Source organism: Pseudomonas sp. LRF_L74 (assembly GCF_965644255.1).
In the GTDB taxonomy this organism is placed as follows: domain Bacteria; phylum Pseudomonadota; class Gammaproteobacteria; order Pseudomonadales; family Pseudomonadaceae; genus Aquipseudomonas.
The window spans coordinates 147,939-167,512 of record NZ_CBFFRH010000004.1; the positions used below are offsets into that span (position 1 = coordinate 147,939).

18 protein-coding genes are annotated in these 19,574 nt (G+C 63.7%); 13 read left to right on the forward strand and 5 right to left on the reverse strand.

Annotation, left to right across the window (positions count from 1 at the left end; translation table 11 throughout):
* Window positions 1–2 precede the first annotated feature (2 nt).
* The gene (locus ACSZPK_RS12060; RefSeq protein ID WP_437881701.1) at window positions 3–2,522 is read right to left on the reverse strand and encodes a PepSY domain-containing protein; all 2,520 of its coding nucleotides are present in this window, start codon (window positions 2,520–2,522) and stop codon (window positions 3–5) included.
* Between the two features lie 211 nt (window positions 2,523–2,733).
* Between ACSZPK_RS12060 and ACSZPK_RS12065 the strand changes: the two genes are divergently transcribed.
* A complete protein-coding gene (locus ACSZPK_RS12065) occupies window positions 2,734–3,576 on the forward strand; it encodes a class I SAM-dependent methyltransferase (RefSeq protein WP_437881702.1) in 843 nt (280 codons plus the stop codon).
* Window positions 3,577–3,622: 46 nt separating this feature from the next.
* Here the strand turns inward: ACSZPK_RS12065 and ACSZPK_RS12070 are convergent, their stop codons facing one another.
* Window positions 3,623–4,786 (reverse strand): type III PLP-dependent enzyme, encoded by a 1,164-nt coding sequence (locus ACSZPK_RS12070; protein WP_437881703.1) that lies wholly within the window; start codon window positions 4,784–4,786, stop codon window positions 3,623–3,625.
* A gap of 514 nt (window positions 4,787–5,300) precedes the next feature.
* On the opposite strand from ACSZPK_RS12070, the gene ACSZPK_RS12075 reads away from it, so the two are divergent.
* The 10 genes from ACSZPK_RS12075 to ACSZPK_RS12120 all read left to right on the forward strand — a co-directional run bounded on the left by ACSZPK_RS12075 (window position 5,301) and on the right by ACSZPK_RS12120 (window position 14,880).
* Entirely contained in the window at window positions 5,301–6,218 is a 918-nt protein-coding gene (locus ACSZPK_RS12075) for a LysR family transcriptional regulator (protein WP_437881704.1), read from the forward strand.
* Between the two features lie 77 nt (window positions 6,219–6,295).
* The gene (gene fdhD, locus ACSZPK_RS12080; RefSeq protein ID WP_437881705.1) at window positions 6,296–7,129 is read left to right on the forward strand and encodes a formate dehydrogenase accessory sulfurtransferase FdhD; all 834 of its coding nucleotides are present in this window, start codon (window positions 6,296–6,298) and stop codon (window positions 7,127–7,129) included.
* A 13-nt stretch (window positions 7,130–7,142) separates the two neighbouring features.
* Window positions 7,143–9,464: an FdhF/YdeP family oxidoreductase gene (locus ACSZPK_RS12085; RefSeq protein ID WP_437881706.1), complete on the forward strand. Its 2,322-nt coding sequence runs from the start codon at window positions 7,143–7,145 to the stop codon at window positions 9,462–9,464.
* 205 nt (window positions 9,465–9,669) lie between these two features.
* Entirely contained in the window at window positions 9,670–10,605 is a 936-nt protein-coding gene (locus ACSZPK_RS12090; protein WP_437881707.1) for a lysylphosphatidylglycerol synthase transmembrane domain-containing protein, read from the forward strand.
* Window positions 10,606–10,730: 125 nt separating this feature from the next.
* A complete protein-coding gene (locus tag ACSZPK_RS12095; protein WP_437881708.1) occupies window positions 10,731–10,991 on the forward strand; it encodes a hypothetical protein in 261 nt (86 codons plus the stop codon).
* A gap of 129 nt (window positions 10,992–11,120) precedes the next feature.
* On the forward strand, window positions 11,121–11,843 hold the full coding sequence (locus ACSZPK_RS12100) for a class I SAM-dependent methyltransferase (protein ID WP_437881709.1): 723 nt from the start codon (window positions 11,121–11,123) through the stop codon (window positions 11,841–11,843).
* Between the two features lie 56 nt (window positions 11,844–11,899).
* Window positions 11,900–12,535: an HTH-type transcriptional repressor FabR gene (fabR, locus tag ACSZPK_RS12105; protein ID WP_437881710.1), complete on the forward strand. Its 636-nt coding sequence runs from the start codon at window positions 11,900–11,902 to the stop codon at window positions 12,533–12,535.
* 231 nt (window positions 12,536–12,766) lie between these two features.
* Window positions 12,767–13,354, forward strand: coding sequence for a TIGR00730 family Rossman fold protein (locus ACSZPK_RS12110; RefSeq protein ID WP_437881711.1), 588 nt, complete (start codon window positions 12,767–12,769; stop codon window positions 13,352–13,354).
* Between the two features lie 109 nt (window positions 13,355–13,463).
* Window positions 13,464–14,435: a response regulator gene (locus ACSZPK_RS12115; RefSeq protein ID WP_437882007.1), complete on the forward strand. Its 972-nt coding sequence runs from the start codon at window positions 13,464–13,466 to the stop codon at window positions 14,433–14,435.
* Window positions 14,436–14,439: 4 nt separating this feature from the next.
* Entirely contained in the window at window positions 14,440–14,880 is a 441-nt protein-coding gene (locus ACSZPK_RS12120) for a PAS domain-containing protein (RefSeq protein WP_437881712.1), read from the forward strand.
* A 160-nt stretch (window positions 14,881–15,040) separates the two neighbouring features.
* Here ACSZPK_RS12120 and ACSZPK_RS12125 read toward each other — a convergent pair whose 3' ends face one another.
* Genes ACSZPK_RS12125 through ACSZPK_RS12135 form a run of 3 tightly spaced genes read right to left on the reverse strand, consistent with a single transcriptional unit; the run spans window position 15,041 to window position 17,517 of the window.
* The gene (locus tag ACSZPK_RS12125; protein ID WP_437881713.1) at window positions 15,041–16,366 is read right to left on the reverse strand and encodes a DEAD/DEAH box helicase; all 1,326 of its coding nucleotides are present in this window, start codon (window positions 16,364–16,366) and stop codon (window positions 15,041–15,043) included.
* A 58-nt stretch (window positions 16,367–16,424) separates the two neighbouring features.
* A complete protein-coding gene (locus tag ACSZPK_RS12130; protein ID WP_437881714.1) occupies window positions 16,425–17,033 on the reverse strand; it encodes a 3'-5' exonuclease in 609 nt (202 codons plus the stop codon).
* Between the two features lie 7 nt (window positions 17,034–17,040).
* Entirely contained in the window at window positions 17,041–17,517 is a 477-nt protein-coding gene (locus tag ACSZPK_RS12135) for a LabA-like NYN domain-containing protein (RefSeq protein ID WP_437881715.1), read from the reverse strand.
* 156 nt (window positions 17,518–17,673) lie between these two features.
* Between ACSZPK_RS12135 and ACSZPK_RS12140 the strand changes: the two genes are divergently transcribed.
* Both ACSZPK_RS12140 and ACSZPK_RS12145 read left to right on the forward strand, forming a co-directional pair.
* Window positions 17,674–18,348, forward strand: coding sequence for a hypothetical protein (locus ACSZPK_RS12140; protein WP_437881716.1), 675 nt, complete (start codon window positions 17,674–17,676; stop codon window positions 18,346–18,348).
* Between the two features lie 37 nt (window positions 18,349–18,385).
* Window positions 18,386–19,462: an endonuclease/exonuclease/phosphatase family protein gene (locus ACSZPK_RS12145; protein WP_437881717.1), complete on the forward strand. Its 1,077-nt coding sequence runs from the start codon at window positions 18,386–18,388 to the stop codon at window positions 19,460–19,462.
* The last annotated feature ends 112 nt before the right edge of the window (window positions 19,463–19,574 follow it).

Sequence of the window (19,574 nt, forward strand, 5' to 3'; positions counted from 1 at the left end):
CGTCAATACACGTCGCGCCGATAACGGCCGTCCTCGACCAGTTGCTCGACCCGGGCATCGCCCAGCACCTCGCGCATGACCCGGTCGACGCCGCTGGCCATGCCTTCCAGGCTGCCGCAGACGTAGATCGAGGCGCCCTCTTCCACCCACCTGCGCAACGCCTCCGCCGCTTCGCGCAGGCGATCCTGGACGTATAGCTTCTCAGCTTGATCGCGCGAGAATGCCAGGTCCAGTCGCGCCAGTTGCCCGCTGGCCAGCCAGCCCTGCAGCTCGCTGCGGCAATAGAAGTCATATGCCTCGTTGCGTTCACCGAACAACAGCCAGTTACGCCAATGCCCGTCGGCGATGCGCGCCTTGATCAGGCTGCGCAGACCGGCCAGGCCGGTGCCGTTGCCAATCAGAATCACCGGGCGGTCGTCCTCCGGCGCATGAAAACCGCTGTTGCGCCGCAGGCGAGCCAGGACGCTTGCGCCCAGGCCGGCGAACTCGGTCAGCCAACCGGAGCCGAGGCCCAGGCTGCCGTCGGGGTGACGCTGCTGGCGCACGAGCAGTTCCAGGCTGCCGTCGCTCGGCAACGAGGCAATCGAGTATTCCCGACCGCTCAACGGCACCAGCGCCTCGAATAGCGCCTGGGCGTGCAAACCGACCAGATGGGCGAAACTGTCCGGCAACTGGCGGCTGGTCAATGCCTCATGCAGTGGCTGGGCGACCGGGCCGACATTGACCCACTCGGACGGGTCCAGGCCATGGCCGTCGAGCCACCGGCGCACGCGCGCCTTGGCGTTGCGCGGCAGGATTTCGAGAATGTCGCCGGCCTGCCACTGAGTATCGCCAGCGGGCGTCAAGCCAACCAGGAACGTCGCTTCGCCCTGGCTGCCCGGATTGATGCGCTCGCGCCTGCTCAAGGTCCAGTTGCCGAACGGGGCTTCCTGCACGACCTGGGGCTTGATCCCGGTAAGGTCGCCCAGTTGCCGTTGCCAGAGGTCCAGGGCATGGGTGTCGCTACCATCGACTTCCACCGGGTCGAACAGGCGTTGCGCGCCCTGCTGGTCGAGCCAGTCGCGCATGCGCCGGGCGAAACCGCAGAAGTGCGCATACTGCCGATCGCCCAGGGCCAGCATCGCGTAGCTGAGGTTTTCCAGGCCAACCGCGCCGCCGATCACCTTGCGCTCGAAACCACGGGCGTTGTCCGGCGCCTCGCCGTCACCAAAGGTACTGATGACGAACAGTGCCTTTCTGGCGCGTTTCAATTCGTCCTCGCTGAGTTTGCCCAGGGGCTGCACCTGCACCGGATGCCCGGCCGCCTGCAATTGACCGGCAGTCTGCCAGGCCAGTTGCTCGGCGAAGCCGCTCTGGCTGGCGAAACCGATCAGCCAGCTTTCGCCACCGGCGCTGCCCGAGACCTCGCCACGGGCGGCACGCACCGCGCGCTTCTTGCGCCGGCGGTCGAGGTAGAGCAGCCAGCCGGTGATGAAGAACAGTGGCATCGCCAGGCTGGCGACCGCCATCAGGATGCGCCCGGTCAGGCCGAAATACTCGCCGACGTGCAAGGCATAGACGCTGGCCAGCAGTTGCGCCTTGAAACTCTTGTCGCGGAAACGGGAAACCTGCGACACCTCGCCGGTCGCCGGGTCGACTTTAATCTGGTCGAAGGCCCGCACGTGCTCGGCATCCTTGGGCAGGATGAACACGTCGGCCTTCTCGCCGGCACGGAAAGGCAAACGCGTGCTGTAGATGGCGATGTTGTCGCCGGAGGTCTGCTGGATGCCACGCCACATGGCGTCGAGGTCGATGGTCGCCTGCTCCTCGTCAGCCCCGGCGCGCTCCGGTCGACCACGGCGTTCCTGCTTGCCCGGCTCGTCACTGAGCAGCGCGGTCAGGCCGCTGCGGTACCAGTCGTAGGACCAGTAGAGGCCGGTCAGGGCGGCGCAGAGATAGAACACCAGGCACCAGGTACCGGCAATCGCATGCAAGTCCCAGTTGAAGGCGCGGCCCTTCTTCGACCAGTCGAAAGTCAGCCAGGTGCGCCAGCTCAAGGCCTTGCGCGGCCAGCGCAGGTACAGGCCGGACAAGCAGAAGAACACCAGCATGAGGGTGCTGAAACCCGTGAACTGGCGGCCGGTATCGCCCATTGCCAGGAAACGGTGCAGTTGCAGCATGAGCATGAAGAAATCTTCGCCGCGCGGCTCGCCCATCGCCTCGCCAGTGTAGGGATCGACGAAGCTCAAGGCGCCACGCCGTTCGCCCGGCGGCGGCGTGAGGAAGATACGCGCCGGCTGGCTGCCGCTCATGTCGACGAACAAGGCCGAAACGCCCTTGCCCTCAGCTTGCAGCTTGGCCACCAGTTGCGCGGGCGGCAACACCCCGGTGTCGCGCTGCTCGACGCGCATCTGCGGGTTGATGGCGATCATGATTTCTTCCTGGAACGCATACAGCGCGCCCGTCACACCCATCAGGGCCAATACCAGGCCCGCACTGATGCCGAAGAACCAATGCAGCTGAAACATTATTTTTTTGAACACGGCTGATTACCTTGAACGAAACGACCCGCCCCTCAAATGGCAGGTAATTCTATTTGAGAAGCCATCTCGACGGGATCGGTTTCCTATCGCTTTTACCTTTCATTTACATCTTTGTATCCAAATTGATTCGAATAGGCAATGTAATGAGAATCATTATCGATAGTGCTATGCTGGCGGACGTCTTCGTCAGCCATTAGAAGGAGCCACCGCGATGAATGCCCCCGCGCAAGACCGCCGCGTGAACCTGGGACCGGTTCAGGAAACGTTGCTTATCCCTCTGTTCGGACGCGCGCAAGAAACCAGCCGCCGCAACGGAATGCTGCAAGATCCCAAGGCGGTGGAAATCGTCGCCGCGCTCGATTATGACTTCGACAAATGGCGCAACACGCCGAGCCTGGCCGGTGCCTGCCTGCGTACACGCATGTTCGATGAACACGTTCAGGACTTCCTGGCCCAGCACCCTGCCGGCACCGTGGTAGAGATCGGCTGTGGCCTCAATACCCGCTTCGAACGCCTGGACAATGGCCTGGCCACCTGGTTCGAACTCGACCTGCCGGACAGCATGGCGCTGCGCCAGCGCTTCTTCCACGAACAACCGCGCCGCCACATGCTCGCCTGCGACCTGCAGGACAACGACTGGATGGATGATGTCGCCAACACTGGCGGGCCCTGGTGCTTCGTTTCCGAAGCCGTGGTGATCTACCTGGAAGAAGACCAGGTGAAAAACTGGGTCAAGCGCCTGAACCAGCGCTTTCCCGGTGCCTGGCTGCTTACCGACACGACGGCCAGGCGCATGGTCGAGGGCCAGGCCGCCCACGACACCATGAGCACCCTGGGGGTGGACAGCTGGTTCCGCTGGGCCTGCGACGACCCGGCACAGCTCGCTGGTTGGGGCTTGAAGCTGATCGACAGCCGCACCTTCCTCGATGCCCCCAGGGAACTGCTCGAACGCTTGCCCCTCTCCTGGCGCGTACTGATGCGCTGGACGCCCTGGCTGATCCGCGGAAAGCTCGAGGCCTACCGGATGAACCGCTTCGAATTGCTCGGCGTATGACCCCCTGAAAACAAGACGCCCCGCACGAGGCAGGGCGTTCGACGGCTTACAGGTAGAACGCCTTCAGCGGTGGGAATCCGTTGAACTCCACCGCGCTGTAGCTGGTGGTATAGGCGCCGGTGGAGAACCAGTACATGCGATCACCGCTGGCCAGGTTCAAGGGCAGGCCGTACTTGTAGTGCTCGTACATGATGTCGGCGCTGTCGCAGGTCGGGCCGGCGATCACCACTTCTTCCATCTCGCCTTTCTTCTCGGTCCAGATCGGGAACTTGATGGACTCGTCCATGGTTTCGATCAGGCCGCCAAACTTGCCCACGTCGGTATACACCCAGCGCTCGACCGCCGTGCGCGACTTGCGCGCCACCAGCACCACTTCGCTGACCAGCACACCGGCGTTGGCGATCAGCGAACGGCCTGGCTCGAGGATGATTTCCGGCAGGTCGTCACCGAAGTCTTCCTTGAGGAAGCGGATGATTTCCTCGGCATAGGTTTCCAGGCTGTTGGTCCGGGTGATGTAGTTGGCCGGGAAGCCGCCGCCCATGTTGATCATCTTCAGCTCGATGCCGTCTTCTTCCTTCAGGCGCTCGAAGATCACCTTGACCTTGGCGATGGCCGCGTCCCAGACGTCGATGTCACGCTGCTGCGAACCGACGTGGAAGGAAATGCCGTACGGCACCAGGCCCAGTTGCTTGGCCAGGATCAGCAGGTCAAGGGCCATGTCCGGCTGGCAACCGAACTTGCGGCTCAGCGGCCAGTCCGCCGAGGTCGAGCCCTCGGTGAGGATGCGCACATAGATCTTCGAGCCCGGCGCGGCCTTGGCGATGTTGCGCAGGTCGGCTTCGGAGTCGGTGGCGAACAGGCGCACGCCTTTGTCGTAGAAGTAACGAACGTCGCGGGCCTTCTTGATGGTATTGCCGTAGCTGATGCGCTCCGCGCCGATACCGGCCGACAGCACCTTGTCCAGTTCGTAGATAGAGGCGATGTCGAAGTTCGAGCCTTTGTCGCGCAGCAGTTCGATGATCTCGATCGCCGGGTTGGCCTTGACCGCATAGTAGATCTTGGCGAATTCGAAACCGGCGTGCAGGTCGTCATAGGCCTGGCTGATGATCGCGGTATCGATCACCACGAACGGGGTTTCCTGCTGGTCAGCGAAAGCCTTCATTTTATTGAAGGTCTCGCGCGGGTAGTAATCTTCGATCTTGATCGACATGCGGGGGCTCCAAATGGCTAAACCATGAACACTCAATGAATCGGGCAGCCGAACCGTTTACAGGTTCAACCGGGTGTCGGGGGCGGCCGGCGCCAGCGCTGGCCGGAGGGACCACTCGCCAGGAGCGGACCCGGAACGTCTGACAGTTTCCCCACTTTGGTTCGCCTACTTCCCAAGGCATGTCGCCGAAAGCAAAAAGGCCTACCGTTTGTTGGCAGACCTCGCTGTCTCGTCGTCAGTACTTGAGCCGGATGGATCGTTTCCAGCATGGACGTTCGGGCGCGAACTTTAGGGCCATGAACCCCGTATATCAACCAAAAATTGCCGCGTTTTTACATCTGCCGCCTGGTTGTTTTTTATCTTCGACAGAACGTCCTGAATGCTGAACAAAAATGCCTGTTCAGAGGCTTTCTCGATGCATGGAAAGTACAGGCGAGCCGGCCACTCCGCTCGACCTGGCTGACAGAACGGACGCAGGTCCGTATCGTCAACAGCCCCTAGTGCGGACTCCAGCATGGATATCAAACAACTCAAGTTCCTCGTCGCCCTCGACGAGACCCGCCACTTCGGCCAGGCCGCCGCACGTTGCCACGTGACCCAGCCGACCTTGTCCATGCGCCTGCGCAACCTGGAGGAGGAACTGGGCCTGGAACTGGTCCAGCGCGGGCAGCGCTTCGAAGGCTTCACCGAGCCCGGCCAGCGCATCCTGGCCTGGGCCCGCAGCCTGCTCGCCGCCGAGGATGGCCTGCAGGCGGAAGCCGCAGCCTGTCGCGGCCAACTGGTCGGCAGCCTGCGCCTGGGGCTGGTGCCCCTGGCGAGCTTCGATCCGATGCGCCTGGTCCGGGCCTTCTCCGCCCAACACCCTGGCCTGCGCTTCCAACTGTTCGCCCTGAGCAGCGAACAGATTCTGGAGAACCTGGCGCGCAACCAGATCGACCTCGGCCTTTCCTATCTGGAACGCCTCAAGCCCGAACACTTCACCACTCTCGAATTGGCCGAGACACGCATGGGACTGCTGCATGACCGCCGCCACTTTCATTTCGACCAGCCGAGCCTGGGCTGGGAGGCGCTTGGCGCGCTGCCCCTGGGCCTGCTATCGACCGGCATGCACTTTCGCCAATCGATCGATCATGGTTTTCGCAGCCTCGGCCTCGTCGTCCGCCCCCTGCTGGAAACCGATGCCGTTCATCAGTTGCTTCAGGCTGTCAGCGCCGGGCTCTGCTGCGCGATAGTTCCGCTCGATGGCGGCCTGGCGGAATCTGCCGAACACCTGGCCCTGACGCCCATCGACGATGCCCATACCCTGGCTCCCCTCGGTCTCATCATCCGCCGGCAGACACCAAGATCGGCGCTGGCTGAAGCCTGCTTCGAGGAAGCGCAGCGCCTGCTCAGCGAACCCATTCGCAAATCGATAGACGCTTTCGATCAATGAATCAGTAGCAGTTATTAGACGGCGACCGGCCTGCGGCCTAATCTTTCTGTGTCATTCCGCCGCAGGGGAAGCCGTCCATGCCCCGCACCATCGCACCCGTAGCAGAACAAGCCAGCAGCATCGCCTTGCCGACCGCGCAAGCAGGCTACGCCTATGCGGAGCTGGGCAGTGCCCTGCAGACCGGCGATGCGCTGCTGGCAGACGAGTGCGCCCTGGCGATCGCCTACAACGGCATCAGCCATGCGGTCATGATGACCACGCCAGGTGACCTGGAAGACTTCGTCGCCGGCTTCAGCCTCAGCGCCGGTATCGTCGACAGCATCGACGATGTCTATGACATCGAGATCAGCGGCTGCGGCGATGCCCGCCAAGCCAGCGTGCAGATCAGCAGCCGCGCCTTCTGGTCCCTCAAGGACCAGCGTCGCCAGTTGGCGGGTACTACCGGCTGTGGCCTGTGTGGCGTGGAAGCGCTTGAGCAGGCGTTGCCGGCGCTACGCGTGCTGCCCGCCTCGCCTCTACCACCCGCCAGGCATTTGCACGGCCTGCGCCAACGCATCGACGAGCAGCAGAGACTGGCCCGTCGCAGCGGTGCGGTGCACGCGGCGCTGTTCGTCGACGGACAGGGCGAAATCCTCCGTTGCCGGGAAGATATCGGTCGCCACAACGCCCTCGACAAGCTGATCGGCGCGCTCCTGCGCGACGGCCTGGATGCACGCGCCGGTTTCGCCGTGGTCACCAGCCGTTGCAGCCTGGAACTTATCCACAAGGCCGTGCGTGCCGGCCTGTCCACCCTGGTCAGTCTCTCCGCGCCCACCGCCCTGACCGTGCAATGGGCACGCAAGCACAACCTGAACCTGATCCACGTCCCTCATCACAGCGCGCCACGGGTCTACAGCCCGGCGCCCGAATAGAAGAAAAACGACCATGAGCCTGCAACCCGTCAAACCTCGCTTCAAGCCTTACAAGGGCGCGGCCGCCGGATGGGGCGCGCTGATCGCCGTCACCAACTTCTGGCTGGACAGCAAGCAGCCGTTCAAGAACCTGCGCGCGCTGCTCAAGACCAACCAGAACGGCGGCTTCGACTGCCCCGGTTGCGCCTGGGGCGACTCGCCCGAGGACGGGCGCATCAAGTTCTGCGAGAACGGCGCCAAGGCGGTCAACTGGGAAGCCACCAAACGCCGCGTGGATGCCAGGTTCTTCGCCAAATACACGGTCAGCCAGTTGTTCGAGCAAAGCGACTACTGGCTCGAATACCAGGGCCGCCTGACCGAGCCGATGCGTTATGACGCCGCCAGCGATCACTACGTGCCGGTGAGCTGGGACGACGCCTTCGCCCTGATCGCCAGGCACCTCAAGGGCTTGGACAGCCCCAACCAGGCCGAGTTCTACACCTCCGGCCGCGCCAGCAACGAGGCGGCCTATGCCTACCAGTTGTTCGTTCGCGCCCTGGGCACCAACAACTTCCCCGACTGCTCGAACATGTGCCACGAGGCCAGTGGCGTGGCGCTGATCAACAGCGTCGGCATCGGCAAGGGCACGGTGACCTTCCATGACTTCGAACACGCCGACGCCATTTTCGTGTTCGGCCAGAATCCCGGCACCAACCACCCACGCATGCTCGAACCACTGCGCGAAGCGGTGAAACGCGGCGCCCAGGTCGTGGCCTTCAATCCGCTCAAGGAGCGTGGCCTGGAACGCTTCCAGCATCCACAGCATGCCCTGGAAATGCTCACCAACGGCTCGGCACCGCTGAACACCGCGTTCTTCCGCCCAGCCCTGGGCGGCGACATGGCCATCGTGCGCGGGATCGCCAAGTACCTGCTGCAATGGGAGCGCGAGGCCCAGGAGCAAGGTGAGGAGCCGATATTCGACCACGCCTTCATCGCCGAACACACCAGCGGCCTCGACGATTACCTGGCCGTGGTCGACGCCACGCCGTGGGAAAAGATCGTCGAGCAGTCGGGCCTGAGCCAGGACGAAATTCACCAGACCGCGCTGATGTACCGTCGCGCCGAGAACGTGATCATCTGCTGGGCCATGGGCATCACCCAGCACTTCCACTCGGTGCCGACCATCCAGGAAATCGTCAACCTGCAGTTGCTGCGCGGCAATATCGGACGCGAAGGCGCGGGCCTGTGCCCGGTTCGTGGCCACAGCAACGTGCAGGGCGACCGCACCATGGGCATCAACGAGCGCCCTCCGGCCCTGCTGCTGAACAACCTGGAAAAACGCTTCCAGTTCGCCGTGCCGCGAGAAAACGGCCACAACGTCGTCGAGGCGATCAACGCCATGCTCGACGGTCGCGCCAAGGTCTTCATCGGCCTGGGTGGCAATTTCGCCCAGGCCACGCCGGACAGCCCGCGCACCCACCAGGCGCTGCGCAACTGCGACCTGACCGTGCAGATCAGCACCAAGCTCAACCGCAGCCACCTGACCCACGGCACCGACGCGCTGATCCTGCCGTGCCTCGGCCGCACCGACAAGGACATCCAGGCCACCGGCCCGCAGGCCGTGACCGTGGAAGACTCGTTCAGCATGGTCCATGCGTCCTATGGCCAACTGGAGCCGCTGTCCAGGGACATGCGCTCCGAGCCGTGGATCATCACCCAGATGGCCAGGGCCGTACTCGGCAACCATCCGGTCGACTGGAACGCCCTGAGCGGCGACTACAGCCTGATCCGCGACCTGATCGCCGACACCATTCCCGGTTTCCAGGACTTCAACGAGCGGGTCAAGCATCCGGGCGGCTTCTACCTGGGCAGCTCCGCCGGTTCGCGCCGCTGGAACACCGCCGCCGGCAAGGCCATGTTCAAGAATCACGCGCTGCCGGAAGCCCTCGGCCACGAGAAGATCCGCGCCACCGGAGAAAAACCGGACCTGATCCTGCAAACCCTGCGCTCCCACGACCAGTACAACACCACCATCTATGGCCTGGACGACCGCTACCGGGGAGTGTGGGGCTATCGCGACGTAGTGTTCGCCAACGAGGCCGATATCCGTCGCCTGGGCTACGAGCCGGGGCAGAAGGTCGACGTCACCTCGCTGTGGAGCGACGGTATCGAGCGCACCGTCAGGGGCTTCACCCTGCTCGCCTTCGACATTCCGCAAGGCCAGGCCGCCGCCTATTACCCGGAAACCAACCCGCTGGTGCCGTTGGACAGCTATGGCGCCGGCAGCCACACGCCGACGTCGAAATTCATCGCCATCCGCCTCAGCCCCGCCGCCGCGAATCAGCGTATTGCCTGATCCACGGCAACCTTGCGTAGAGTGCGATCTGTTTCAATAACGAAACAGATCGTTACGCGCCCGCATGCGAATCGCTTGAGCGATCCGCGCCTCTCCCTGATACTGCTGCGCTAATTCGCACCGACGACGCGTGCAACGCCTGCGTTTGGCTGGCGTCCTAATAATCAATGCCACACCAACATACAGGTTCGAGGAGCCACCGCCGATGATGAAAAGGAGCGACTGGATCTGGACCCTGGTCGGGTTGGTCGCCGTCGTGCTCTCCTGCTACCTGTTGTACAAAGAAATCCGCAACATCTCGCTCGACGAGCTTTCCGACAGTATTGCCGCCATACGCCCCCACAACTGGCTGATGGCTGGCTGCGCGACGCTGGGTGCCTACGTTGCCCTGGCCTGGTACGACCGTATCGCCGCTGCCCACCTGGGCAAGAAGATTTCATGGTGGTTCATCACCCTGTGTTCGTTCACCACCTACGCCTTGGCCCATAACATCGGCGCCTCGGTGTTCTCCGGTGCCGTGGTGCGTTACCGCGCCTATTCCAGCAAGGGGCTGACGCCCCAGGAAATCGGCCTGCTGATCTTCTTCTGCTCCTTCACCTTCGCCCTTGGCGCATTGCTCTGGGGCGGCCTGGTGCTGGTCTGCCTGCCCCAGGTGATCGAGCGCCTGGCCAACGTGGGGCCTTGGCTGTCGATGGGCATCGGCTCGCTGCTGCTCGCCTTCGTGGCCCTCTACGTGTTCGGCTCGTGGCGCAAGTTCAAGCCGTGGACCTGGCGTAAATTCCACATCGAATACCCGCGCCTGGCTATCGTCGGCCGACAGTTGCTGGCCGGTCCCATGGAACTGGCCTGTGCCGCGGCGATCATCTATTTCGCCTTGCCCACGGAAGGCAACCCTGGCTACTTCGTGGTGCTCGGCGTGTTCATCGCCTCCTTCTCCCTGGCCCTGTTGTCCCATGCGCCTGGTGGCCTGGGCGTGCTCGAGGTGACGTTCCTGACGGCCATGCCGGAGCTACCCAAGGTCGACGTGCTGGCGGCACTGATCGTGTTCCGCGTCTTCTACCTGCTGCTGCCATTCGCCCTGTCGCTGCTGGTGGTGATGGGCTTCGAATGGGGGCAGTGGCGCAAGCGCAGGACTGGCTGACAGTCGATGATGGCCGCCGGCCTCATCGGCGAGACTGATTTTTACTATGGACAGGGGTGAGTTCCGTCAGGAACCCGCCTCCCCGACCATAGGCCTCGTCACTTCCCTAAAGCACGAGGCTCAGCATGAAAACCACTCTTCTCGGCACCCTGCTCGCCACCAGCCTGCTCGCCGTCAACGCCCATGCGATACCGGCAAGCGCGCCCCAACCGATTCTCGGCGAAGCCCGCGACAGCAAAGCGACTCAGACACAACCCCTGGCCGACAGCGGCTATTTCCAGACCCGCATGGGCAAGGCATTCGCCGACAGCGGTACCTTCCAGACGCCACAAGGCAAGACTTCCGGTGTCTCATCAGGCAATACTCATCGAGGCCACATGGCATGAAACACGCCATGACAAACGGCAGCGCCTCCAAGGGCCTGCCGGTTGCCAGGGCTTAGTACAACAGCCCGATTGGGCGCTACTGGCCCCGTGCCGTATAGTTGCCGCCTCTTTTTCGCCGCGACGCCCAGCATGCATACCATAGAGCGGATCTACCCCAAGGACCTCGACCCGCAGAACCTGGATGACCAGAACACCCTGCGCATCCACATGGAGCGCTATGAGTTCGCCAGCCGGCATCTGCATGGCCTGCGTATCCTCGACATGGCCTGCGGTTGTGGCTATGGCACCGCCCTGCTCGCCGAGCGGCACCCGGACAAACAGGTCACCGGCGTCGATATCGATCCTGACGCCATCGCCTATGCCCAACAGCACTATCGCTTGCCGAACCTGACCTATGTCTGCGCCGATGCCCAGCGCTTCGGTAGCGAGCAGCCATTCGACAGTATCGTCAGCCTGGAAACCATCGAGCACCTGCCCGACCCGTACAGCCTGACCGACAACTACGCGCGCCTGCTGGCGGCTGACGGCCAGGTGATCGCGTCAGTGCCGATCACGCCAACCCTGGATGGCAACCCCCACCATCTGCATGATTTCAGCCGCCGCTCGTTCTTCGGCCTGTTTCGCCGCCACGGCCTGGCGCCGCGCGAGCACTTCGAGCAGATCCAGTGGTGGCAATTCAAAGGGCTGTTCTCCAAGCGCCCAGACCAGGCCAAGCAACATCGCTCGGAAGGCGTCGGCAATGCCGTACTGGCGTATTACCGCAAACATCCGCTGTACCTGTTCGCCCGCCTGGCATCGATGCTGCGCTATGGCTTCAGCAATCGCTACCTGACCTGCGCCTTCCGTCGTTGAGTCCAGCGTTTTCGGTTGTTAGAGTGCCCGACTCCAGTTCGCTTGCCAGAAAGACCATGTCGCCACGCGCCGAACAGAAGCAGCAGACCCGCCAGGCCCTGATGGACGCAGCGCTCGGCCAGATGGAGAGTGGTCGTGGCTTCTGCAGCCTGAGCCTGCGCGAGATCACCCGTAGCGCCGGCATCGTGCCGACGGGCTTCTACCGGCACTTCCAGGACATGGACCAATTGGGCCTGGCCCTGGTCAACGAAGTCGGCGCCACCTTCCGCAATACCCTGCGCGACGTGCGCCGCAGCGAGTTCGAGCAAGGCGGCATCATCGACGCCAGTACCCAGATATTCCTCGACACGGTGAAGGCCAACCGGGGCCAGTTCCTGTTCCTCGCCCGCGAGCAGTACGGTGGCTCGCAAGCCGTGCGCCAGGCCATCGCCATCCTGCGCCAGCGCATCACCGACGACCTGGCCGTCGACCTGCGCCTGCTCAATCGCCTGCCGCACCTGGACGACATCGCCCTGGGCCTGGTGTCGGACATGGTGGTGAAAACCGTATTCGCCACCCTGCCCAAGCTGATCGATCCGCCGACCATCGCCTCCCATGGCGAACTGGACCCGGAGATGGAGATGACCGAGCAATTGCGCTTCATCTTCATCGGCGCCAAGCATTGGCGCGGAGTGGGTCGCAACGACAGCTGAGTAGTCGTGCGCGACAGCTATCGCGATCATCGAGACAATCTACGAGCCAGGCGAATGATCCGCGCCTAAGATGGGCCGTACTCATCCGGGAGGTCGCCATCATGTCCCTCGCCAATCTGCTCAACCTGCTCGCCGACTATGCCGCCGGCTCCAGTGGCCGTTGCCCCGACGAGGTTTGAATCCGGCCGGCCAGCGGACTACCCTGTGCGACCTCCTACATAGGGTCGCGCCATGAAACTGAAATCCGTCTGCGTCTTCTGCGGTGCCAGCACCGGCACCAATCCCGTCTACCGTGAAGCGGCGGTTACCCTTGGCCGCACCCTGGCCGAGCGCGGCCTGCGCCTGGTCTATGGCGGCGGCGCGGTCGGCCTGATGGGCATCGTCGCCGATGCGGCGCTGGCCGCTGGCGGCGAAGTGGTCGGCATCATCCCGGAAAGCCTCAAGCGCGCCGAGATCGGCCACGCTGGCCTGACCCGCCTGGAAGTCGTCGACGGCATGCACGCGCGCAAGGCACGCATGGCCGAGCTGTCCGACGCGTTCATCGCCCTGCCCGGTGGCCTCGGCACCCTGGAAGAACTGTTCGAAGTCTGGACCTGGGGCCAGCTTGGCTACCACGCCAAACCGCTGGGCCTGCTCGACGCCAACTCTTTCTACGCCTCGCTCGGCAATTTCCTCGATCATCTGGTCGGCGAAGGTTTCGTTCGTCCACAGCACCGCGCCATGCTCCAACGCAGTGAAAATGCCGCCCAGTTGCTGGATAGCCTCGATGCCTGGCAGCCCGTCGCCGCGCCCAAATGGGTCGAGTCCAACCCAGGCTGAAGCCAGCCCCCCTGTGCGTCCGCGCCAGCGGGCACTATGCTTGTCGCACAACCTTTTTCCCTCAGGTACTTCCGTGGCGATACCGCTCCTGGTCTGCGACGACTCCGCGATGGCGCGCAAGCAGCTCATCCGCGCCCTGCCACCCGAATGGTCGGTGAGCATCACCCAGGCCACCCAGGGCGAAGAGGCCCTGGCTGCGATTCGCCAAGGCCTGGGCCAAGTGGTATTTCTCGACCTGACCATGCCGGTCATGGACGGCTACGAAACCCTGGCGCGGATCAAGGCCGAAGGCCTGTCGTGCAAGGTGATCGTGGTCTCCGGCGACGTGCAGGAAGAAGCCCTGCGCCGGGTCAAGGAACTGGGCGCCCTGGACTTCATCCGCAAGCCGGCACCGGCGGATAGCGTTCGAAGTACCCTGGAGCGCCTGGGCTTGCTGGGCGCCGACACACTGCAGGCAGCAACCCAGCCACGCGCCGAACTGGCCCTGAAGGTCAATTTCCGCGATGCCCTGCGCGAGGTCAGCAACGTCGCCATGGGGCGTGCCGCCGCCCTGCTGGCCCAGGTGCTCGGGGTGTTCGTGCGCCTGCCGATCCCCCAGGTCAATATCTTCGAAGTCAGCGAACTGCACATGGCCCTGCTGGATGCCCAGCGCGGCGAGCGCCTGAGTGCGGTGTGCCAGGGCTTCATCGGCGACGCCATCGCCGGCGAAGCGCTGCTGCTGTTCCACGACTCGGAAATGAACGACGTTGCCCAGTTGCTCGGCTGGCAGCCGCACGACAGCATCGAGTCCTCGGAAATGCTCCTGGAACTGGCCAGCATCATCACCGGTGCCTGCCTACAAGGCATCGCCGAGCAGATCGACGTGCGTTTCTCCCAGGGCCATCCGCAACTGCTCGGCCAGCACTCGTCCATCGAGCAACTGATCCAGCTCAACCGCCAGCGCTGGAAGAAGACCCTGGCCATCGAGATCAGCTACAGCCTGGAAGCGCACGCCGTGCATTTCGACCTGCTGCTGTTGTTCACCGAGGACTCGCTGGTGCGCCTGACCCGCAAGATCCACTACCTCATGCAGCAGGAGTAGGCCGATGCCCGCGCAAATCGATATCAAAGAGGTGCACTGGCTGCTCGACATCGTGCAATGCCTGGACGTCGGCGTGATGGTGCTGGACCGCGACTATCGCATCGAGGTGTGGAACAGTTTCATGGAAAACCACTCCGGCCTGGGCTCGGATGAGGTCCAGGGGCGCAGCCTGTTCGAACTCTACCCCGAGGTCGACGAGCCCTGGTTCCGGCGCAAGGTGGAAACCACGGTGAAGCTCGGCACCCGCGCCTTCAGCCTGTGGGAACAGCGGCCGTATCTGCTGCACTTCAAGAGCTACCAGCCGATCACCGGCCAGGCCGACTACATGTACCAGAACATCACCATCCTGCCGTTGGCCGCATCGATGGGCAAGATCGAGCATGTCTGCGTGATGCTCTACGACATGACCGACGCGGCCATCCACAAGCAGATGGCGGCGACCTAATAAGAATGCCGAGCGGCGCTCCTACAAGATCCAGCACAAGCGTTCGGTTTCGTAGGGTGGACGCCGCTTCATCCGTCCACCATAGCGCCGTCTTGGTGGATGAAAAGAGCGTCATCCACCCTACGGAAACACTCGATATCCGATTGCCTGAGAGCCTGTTCTAAGGCTTGCTGCGCCGTCCCTTACCACCGAAGCTCGGTACTTTGCGCACGGCCTTGATCGGCGGTTCGGCCGGTTCGTCGGCTTCCAGCCATTTGCCCATGCCGGCCTTGCCGCCGACCACCTTGGGCTTCTTCGGTTTTTTCGGTTTCTTCAGGATCTGCCCACTGGCATCGGTCTGCGGCACCCGGTGGTCCGGCTCGAAACCTGGTTCCTCTTCACGGCGCAGGGTCTGGCGGATCAGCACCTCGATGGCCGACAGCAATTGCACCTCATCGGCGCACACCAACGACACCGCCTCCCCCGTGGCGCCAGCACGACCAGTGCGACCGATGCGATGTACATAGTCCTCGGCGACGATGGGCAGATCGAGGTTGACCACCAGCGGCAGGTCGTCGATATCCAGGCCGCGCGCCGCCACGTCGGTGGCCACCAGCACCCGCACCTCGCCAGCCTTGAAGCGTTGCAGCGCGCGCAGGCGCGACGGCTGCGGCTTGTCGCCATGGATCGAGTCGGCGGCGATGCCTTCGGCGAGCAGCGTCTGCTCCAGCTCGTCGACGCCCTTGCGGGTCTTGCCGAACACCAGCACCTGGTCCCAGCGACGATCGCGGTACAGGTGCAGGAACAGCTCGCTCTTGCGCTTCTTGTCCACGGTGACCAGCCACTGCTTGACGCTCTTGGCTGCGGCGTTGCGCGGGCTGACCTCGATACTCAGCGGGTCGCGCAGCAGCTCCCTGGCCATCTGCCGGACCGCATCGGAGAAGGTCGCCGAGAACAGCAGGGTCTGGCGGCGCTTGGGCAGTGCGCAGAACAACTCGTCCAGCTCCTGGGCGAAACCGAGGTCGAGCATCCGGTCAGCCTCGTCCAGCACCAGCGCTTGCAACTGGCCGAACTTCACCGCGTTCTGCCGATACAGGTCGAGCAGCCGGCCAGGCGTGGCCACCAGCAGGTCGATTCCCTTGCGCAGTTTCATCATCTGCGGATTGATGCTCACCCCGCCGTATACCGCATAGCTGCGCAGCGGCAGGTTCTGGGCGTACTGCTGGATGCTCTGGTGAACCTGTTCGGCCAGCTCGCGAGTCGGCACCAGCACCAGGGCGCGCACCGAATTGCTCGCCACCTGGGCACCTTCCATCGTCAACCGATGCAGCAGCGGCAGGGCGAAGCCGGCGGTCTTGCCCGTGCCGGTCTGCGCGGCGGCGAGCACATCGCGCCCCTTGAGCACGGCCGGGATTGCCTCTTTTTGTACGGGCGTCGGCGTGCGGTATTCGAGACTTTCGAGCGTGCGTAGCAGCGGATCGATCAGGCCGAGTTCGGCGAAGGTCATGACGGATTAACCGGAAAAATGAACAGGCGCGCAGTTTACCTGCTTGGCCGCTGTCGCATCAGACGCTCTGTCGCAGCAATGCCCTGACCTTCGCCGCGGAAAGCTGTTGCAAACGGTGCAGGTAGGCGTGGTCGACCTGTGCCACGGCGTGCTCCTCGCGCAAGCGCCGGGCGAGCAGCAACGTCAGGTTGGCGGCCATCTCCGCATCGGCCAGCGCCCGGTGCGCCTGGCCGGTGTCGGGCAATCCGGCCCAACGGTTGAGCGAGCCCAGTTTGTGGCTAGGCGCCTCGGGCAACAAGCGGCGCGACAACAGCAACGAGCAGGCGAAATGCTGCAGGCGCCGACGGCGCAGTAATGCCAGCTCGGCATCCCAGAACTTCGAATCGAAGGCCGCGTTATGCGCCAGTAGCGGCGTAGCGCCAACGAAGTCGGCGACCTCGGCCATGACCTGCGCCACCGGCGGCGCCGCACGCACCATGCGATTGGTGATACCGGTCAGTTGCTCGATGAACGGCGGCACCCAGACCCCGGCGTTCATCAGGCTCTGGTAGCGCGCGACGATCCGGTCGCCCTCGATGATCGCCACGCCGATTTCCGTCGGCCGGGCGTTCTGCGCCGGCGACATGCCGGTGGTTTCGAAGTCGATGACGGCGATACGGTCGAGCATGGAGTCCTCAGTGTTTCAACAGCAGCTTGCCCTCGACGGGCACGTAACGGTCGGCGGCACGAATCAGCGATTGCGCCGTCAGGCCGGGCACACCATACACGCAACTGCTCACACCCAGGGCACGCAGGCGCTCGAGCAACAGGTCGAAGTCGCCATCGCCAGAGGCGAGCACCACTTCATCCACCCGGCTCGCGGCATCCAGCACATCGATGGTGATGCCCACGTCCCAGTCGCCCTTGGCCGAGCCGTCGCTGCGCTGGATGAACGGTTTGAGCTGCACCGCGAAACCGAGGTTGCGCAGGATCTGCTGGAACTGCTGCTGGCGTGGGTCACCGCGCTCGATGGCATAGGCATGGGCCTCGACGATCTCGCCCTCGGCCGCGACCGATCGCCACAGCGCGGTGTAGTCGAAATGGCAGCCATGGGCCTGGCGTACGGTGTAGTACAGATTCTGCACATCGGCGAACAGGGCGATCTTCTTCACGGCTCAGCCTTGGCATGTATGGCCGGCCATTATGCTCGGGCAGGGCAAAAGCTTGAAGCGTGAACTCGGCGCCATTCATCCGCAGGCTCAAGGCTGCACCTTATCCATGCTCATCGGCTAGAGTTACAGCTATCCGTTTTGCCTCGAAAGCAGTCCATGAATCCACTCACAGTCCTCAACGATGCCTTTTTCTTCTTCAGCCGCCATCTGGGTCGGATAGCCCTGCTCTGCCTGCCGCTCATCGCGCTCGAGAGCCTCGCCAGCAGCCTGCTCTCACGGCTGTTCGAAAGCGGCCATTCCGCAGCCTGCGAATTGCTCGTGGGCCTGGCCTTCTACCCGCTGTACAACGCCAGCCTGATTCTCCTGCTCGATGCCCGCAGCCAGCGACAACGCCCGTCACTGCTCAACCTGCTGCTCGCCAGCCTGCCGCTCTGGCCCGCCTACGCGGTGCTGTATGCGGCGAACACGCTGCTGACGATCATGGCCGCCTCGGTGTTTCTGCTGCCGGCCATCTGGCTGATGGTCAAGCTGGCCTTCTCGGAATATCTGCTAGTGCTGCGCGGCCTGCCGCCGCTGCAGGCCATGCGCGAGAGCTTCATGCTGACCACCGGGCACTTCTGGTCACTGCTGGGCTGTGGCCTGCTGGCCCTGGCACCGTTGCTGCCATTCAATGCCTGGTCAGGCGATATGCTTGGCGCCCGACCGCCATTGATCGACAGCCTGCTGGTCGACTGCATCAGAGGCATGCTGCAACTCTTCGCCACCGTGGTCCTGTTCCGCTGCTTCATGCTCTGCACACCGGCACCGGCAGAGGAACCTGGGCATCAATAAGCGCTATGCTGTGGACCCTTTCCGCTCCGACAGGCCCATGACCCTGCCCAAGCTCATTCGCACGCTGCTGCTGGCATTGGCGATTGTCCTGATCATCGCCGCGGCGATGATCTACAGCATGACCTGGCACCCCGCCACGCGTGAGCATGCCCTGGTTTCCTGCGAGGCCGACGCCCCCCAGCCGCAACCCGGCCAGGCGCTCAAGGTGATGACCTGGAACGTGCAGTACCTGGCCGGCAAACGCTACGTGTTCTGGTACGACCTGGCCGACGGCAATGGCCCGGACCTACGGCCGACTAGCGCAGACCTGGCCTACAACCTCGACGAGGTGGCGCGGGTCATTCGTGATGAGCAGCCCGACATCGTCCTGTTGCAGGAACTGCAGGACGGCGCCCACGCCAGTCACTACCAGAACCAGTTGCAACTGCTCAAGCAGCGCCTGAGCGATCTTTATCCATGCAGCAGCGAAGCCTTCTACTGGCGGGCATCGTTCGTGCCGTACCCGAAGATCTGGGGCAGCGTCGGCACCAAGCTGGCGACCCTCAGCCGCTTTCGCATCGAACGCGCCGAGCGCCTGCAATTGCCGCGCGCCAGCAACAACTGGCTGGCCCGTCCGTTCGCTCCGCGTCACTCGCTGCTGGTCAGCTACCTGTCGCTGCGCAATGGCCGCGAGCTGGCGGTGATCAACACCCGCTTCGCCGACCCGCTGCCGCAGTCGAATGCCGCGCTGCGCCAGGTCGCCATGACCCGTGGCCTGCTCGACCAACTGGAAAACCAGGACACGCCCTGGCTGCTCGGCGGCGACCTCAACCTGTTGCCACCTGGCCAGTACCATCGCCTGGCCGAACCGCAGCGCCTGCGTTTCCAGCCGCGCAGCGAGCTGGCCCCACTGCTGGTCTACCCCGTGATCCCGACCAGCGAAGAGGCCGACCAGAGCCGCTGGTTCACCCGTTTTCCCAACGACCCAGCGGTACGCGGCCCGGACCGCACCGTCGACTACCTGCTCTACAGCCCGGCCCTGAGCCGGCTGGACGGCTACGTGCGGCGCCGCGATACCCGCGAGATTTCCGATCACCTGCCCCTGGTGGGGCGGCTGCTGTTGCCGGTGGAATGACGGCGGCAGCAAGGAGGCAGGAGCGGACGTTTGTTACTCCGTCATTCCCGCGAAGGCGGGAACCCAGAAGCGCCTTTTTTATTTGGGTTCCCGCCTTCGCGGGAATGACGAT

What these genes read in the sequence shown, in the direction of transcription:
- ACSZPK_RS12065 (WP_437881702.1), top strand. Translation starts at nt 2,734, where the DNA reads ATGAATGCCCCCGCGCAAGACCGCCGCGTGAACCTGGGACCGGTTCAG.
- ACSZPK_RS12070 (WP_437881703.1), bottom strand. Translation starts at nt 4,786, where the DNA reads ATGTCGATCAAGATCGAAGATTACTACCCGCGCGAGACCTTCAATAAA.
- ACSZPK_RS12075 (WP_437881704.1), top strand. Translation starts at nt 5,301, where the DNA reads ATGGATATCAAACAACTCAAGTTCCTCGTCGCCCTCGACGAGACCCGC.
- fdhD (WP_437881705.1), top strand. Translation starts at nt 6,296, where the DNA reads ATGCCCCGCACCATCGCACCCGTAGCAGAACAAGCCAGCAGCATCGCC.
- ACSZPK_RS12085 (WP_437881706.1), top strand. Translation starts at nt 7,143, where the DNA reads ATGAGCCTGCAACCCGTCAAACCTCGCTTCAAGCCTTACAAGGGCGCG.
- ACSZPK_RS12090 (WP_437881707.1), top strand. Translation starts at nt 9,670, where the DNA reads ATGATGAAAAGGAGCGACTGGATCTGGACCCTGGTCGGGTTGGTCGCC.
- ACSZPK_RS12095 (WP_437881708.1), top strand. Translation starts at nt 10,731, where the DNA reads ATGAAAACCACTCTTCTCGGCACCCTGCTCGCCACCAGCCTGCTCGCC.
- ACSZPK_RS12100 (WP_437881709.1), top strand. Translation starts at nt 11,121, where the DNA reads ATGCATACCATAGAGCGGATCTACCCCAAGGACCTCGACCCGCAGAAC.
- fabR (WP_437881710.1), top strand. Translation starts at nt 11,900, where the DNA reads ATGTCGCCACGCGCCGAACAGAAGCAGCAGACCCGCCAGGCCCTGATG.
- ACSZPK_RS12110 (WP_437881711.1), top strand. Translation starts at nt 12,767, where the DNA reads ATGAAACTGAAATCCGTCTGCGTCTTCTGCGGTGCCAGCACCGGCACC.
- ACSZPK_RS12115 (WP_437882007.1), top strand. Translation starts at nt 13,464, where the DNA reads ATGGCGCGCAAGCAGCTCATCCGCGCCCTGCCACCCGAATGGTCGGTG.
- ACSZPK_RS12120 (WP_437881712.1), top strand. Translation starts at nt 14,440, where the DNA reads ATGCCCGCGCAAATCGATATCAAAGAGGTGCACTGGCTGCTCGACATC.
- ACSZPK_RS12125 (WP_437881713.1), bottom strand. Translation starts at nt 16,366, where the DNA reads ATGACCTTCGCCGAACTCGGCCTGATCGATCCGCTGCTACGCACGCTC.
- ACSZPK_RS12130 (WP_437881714.1), bottom strand. Translation starts at nt 17,033, where the DNA reads ATGCTCGACCGTATCGCCGTCATCGACTTCGAAACCACCGGCATGTCG.
- ACSZPK_RS12140 (WP_437881716.1), top strand. Translation starts at nt 17,674, where the DNA reads ATGAATCCACTCACAGTCCTCAACGATGCCTTTTTCTTCTTCAGCCGC.
- ACSZPK_RS12145 (WP_437881717.1), top strand. Translation starts at nt 18,386, where the DNA reads ATGACCCTGCCCAAGCTCATTCGCACGCTGCTGCTGGCATTGGCGATT.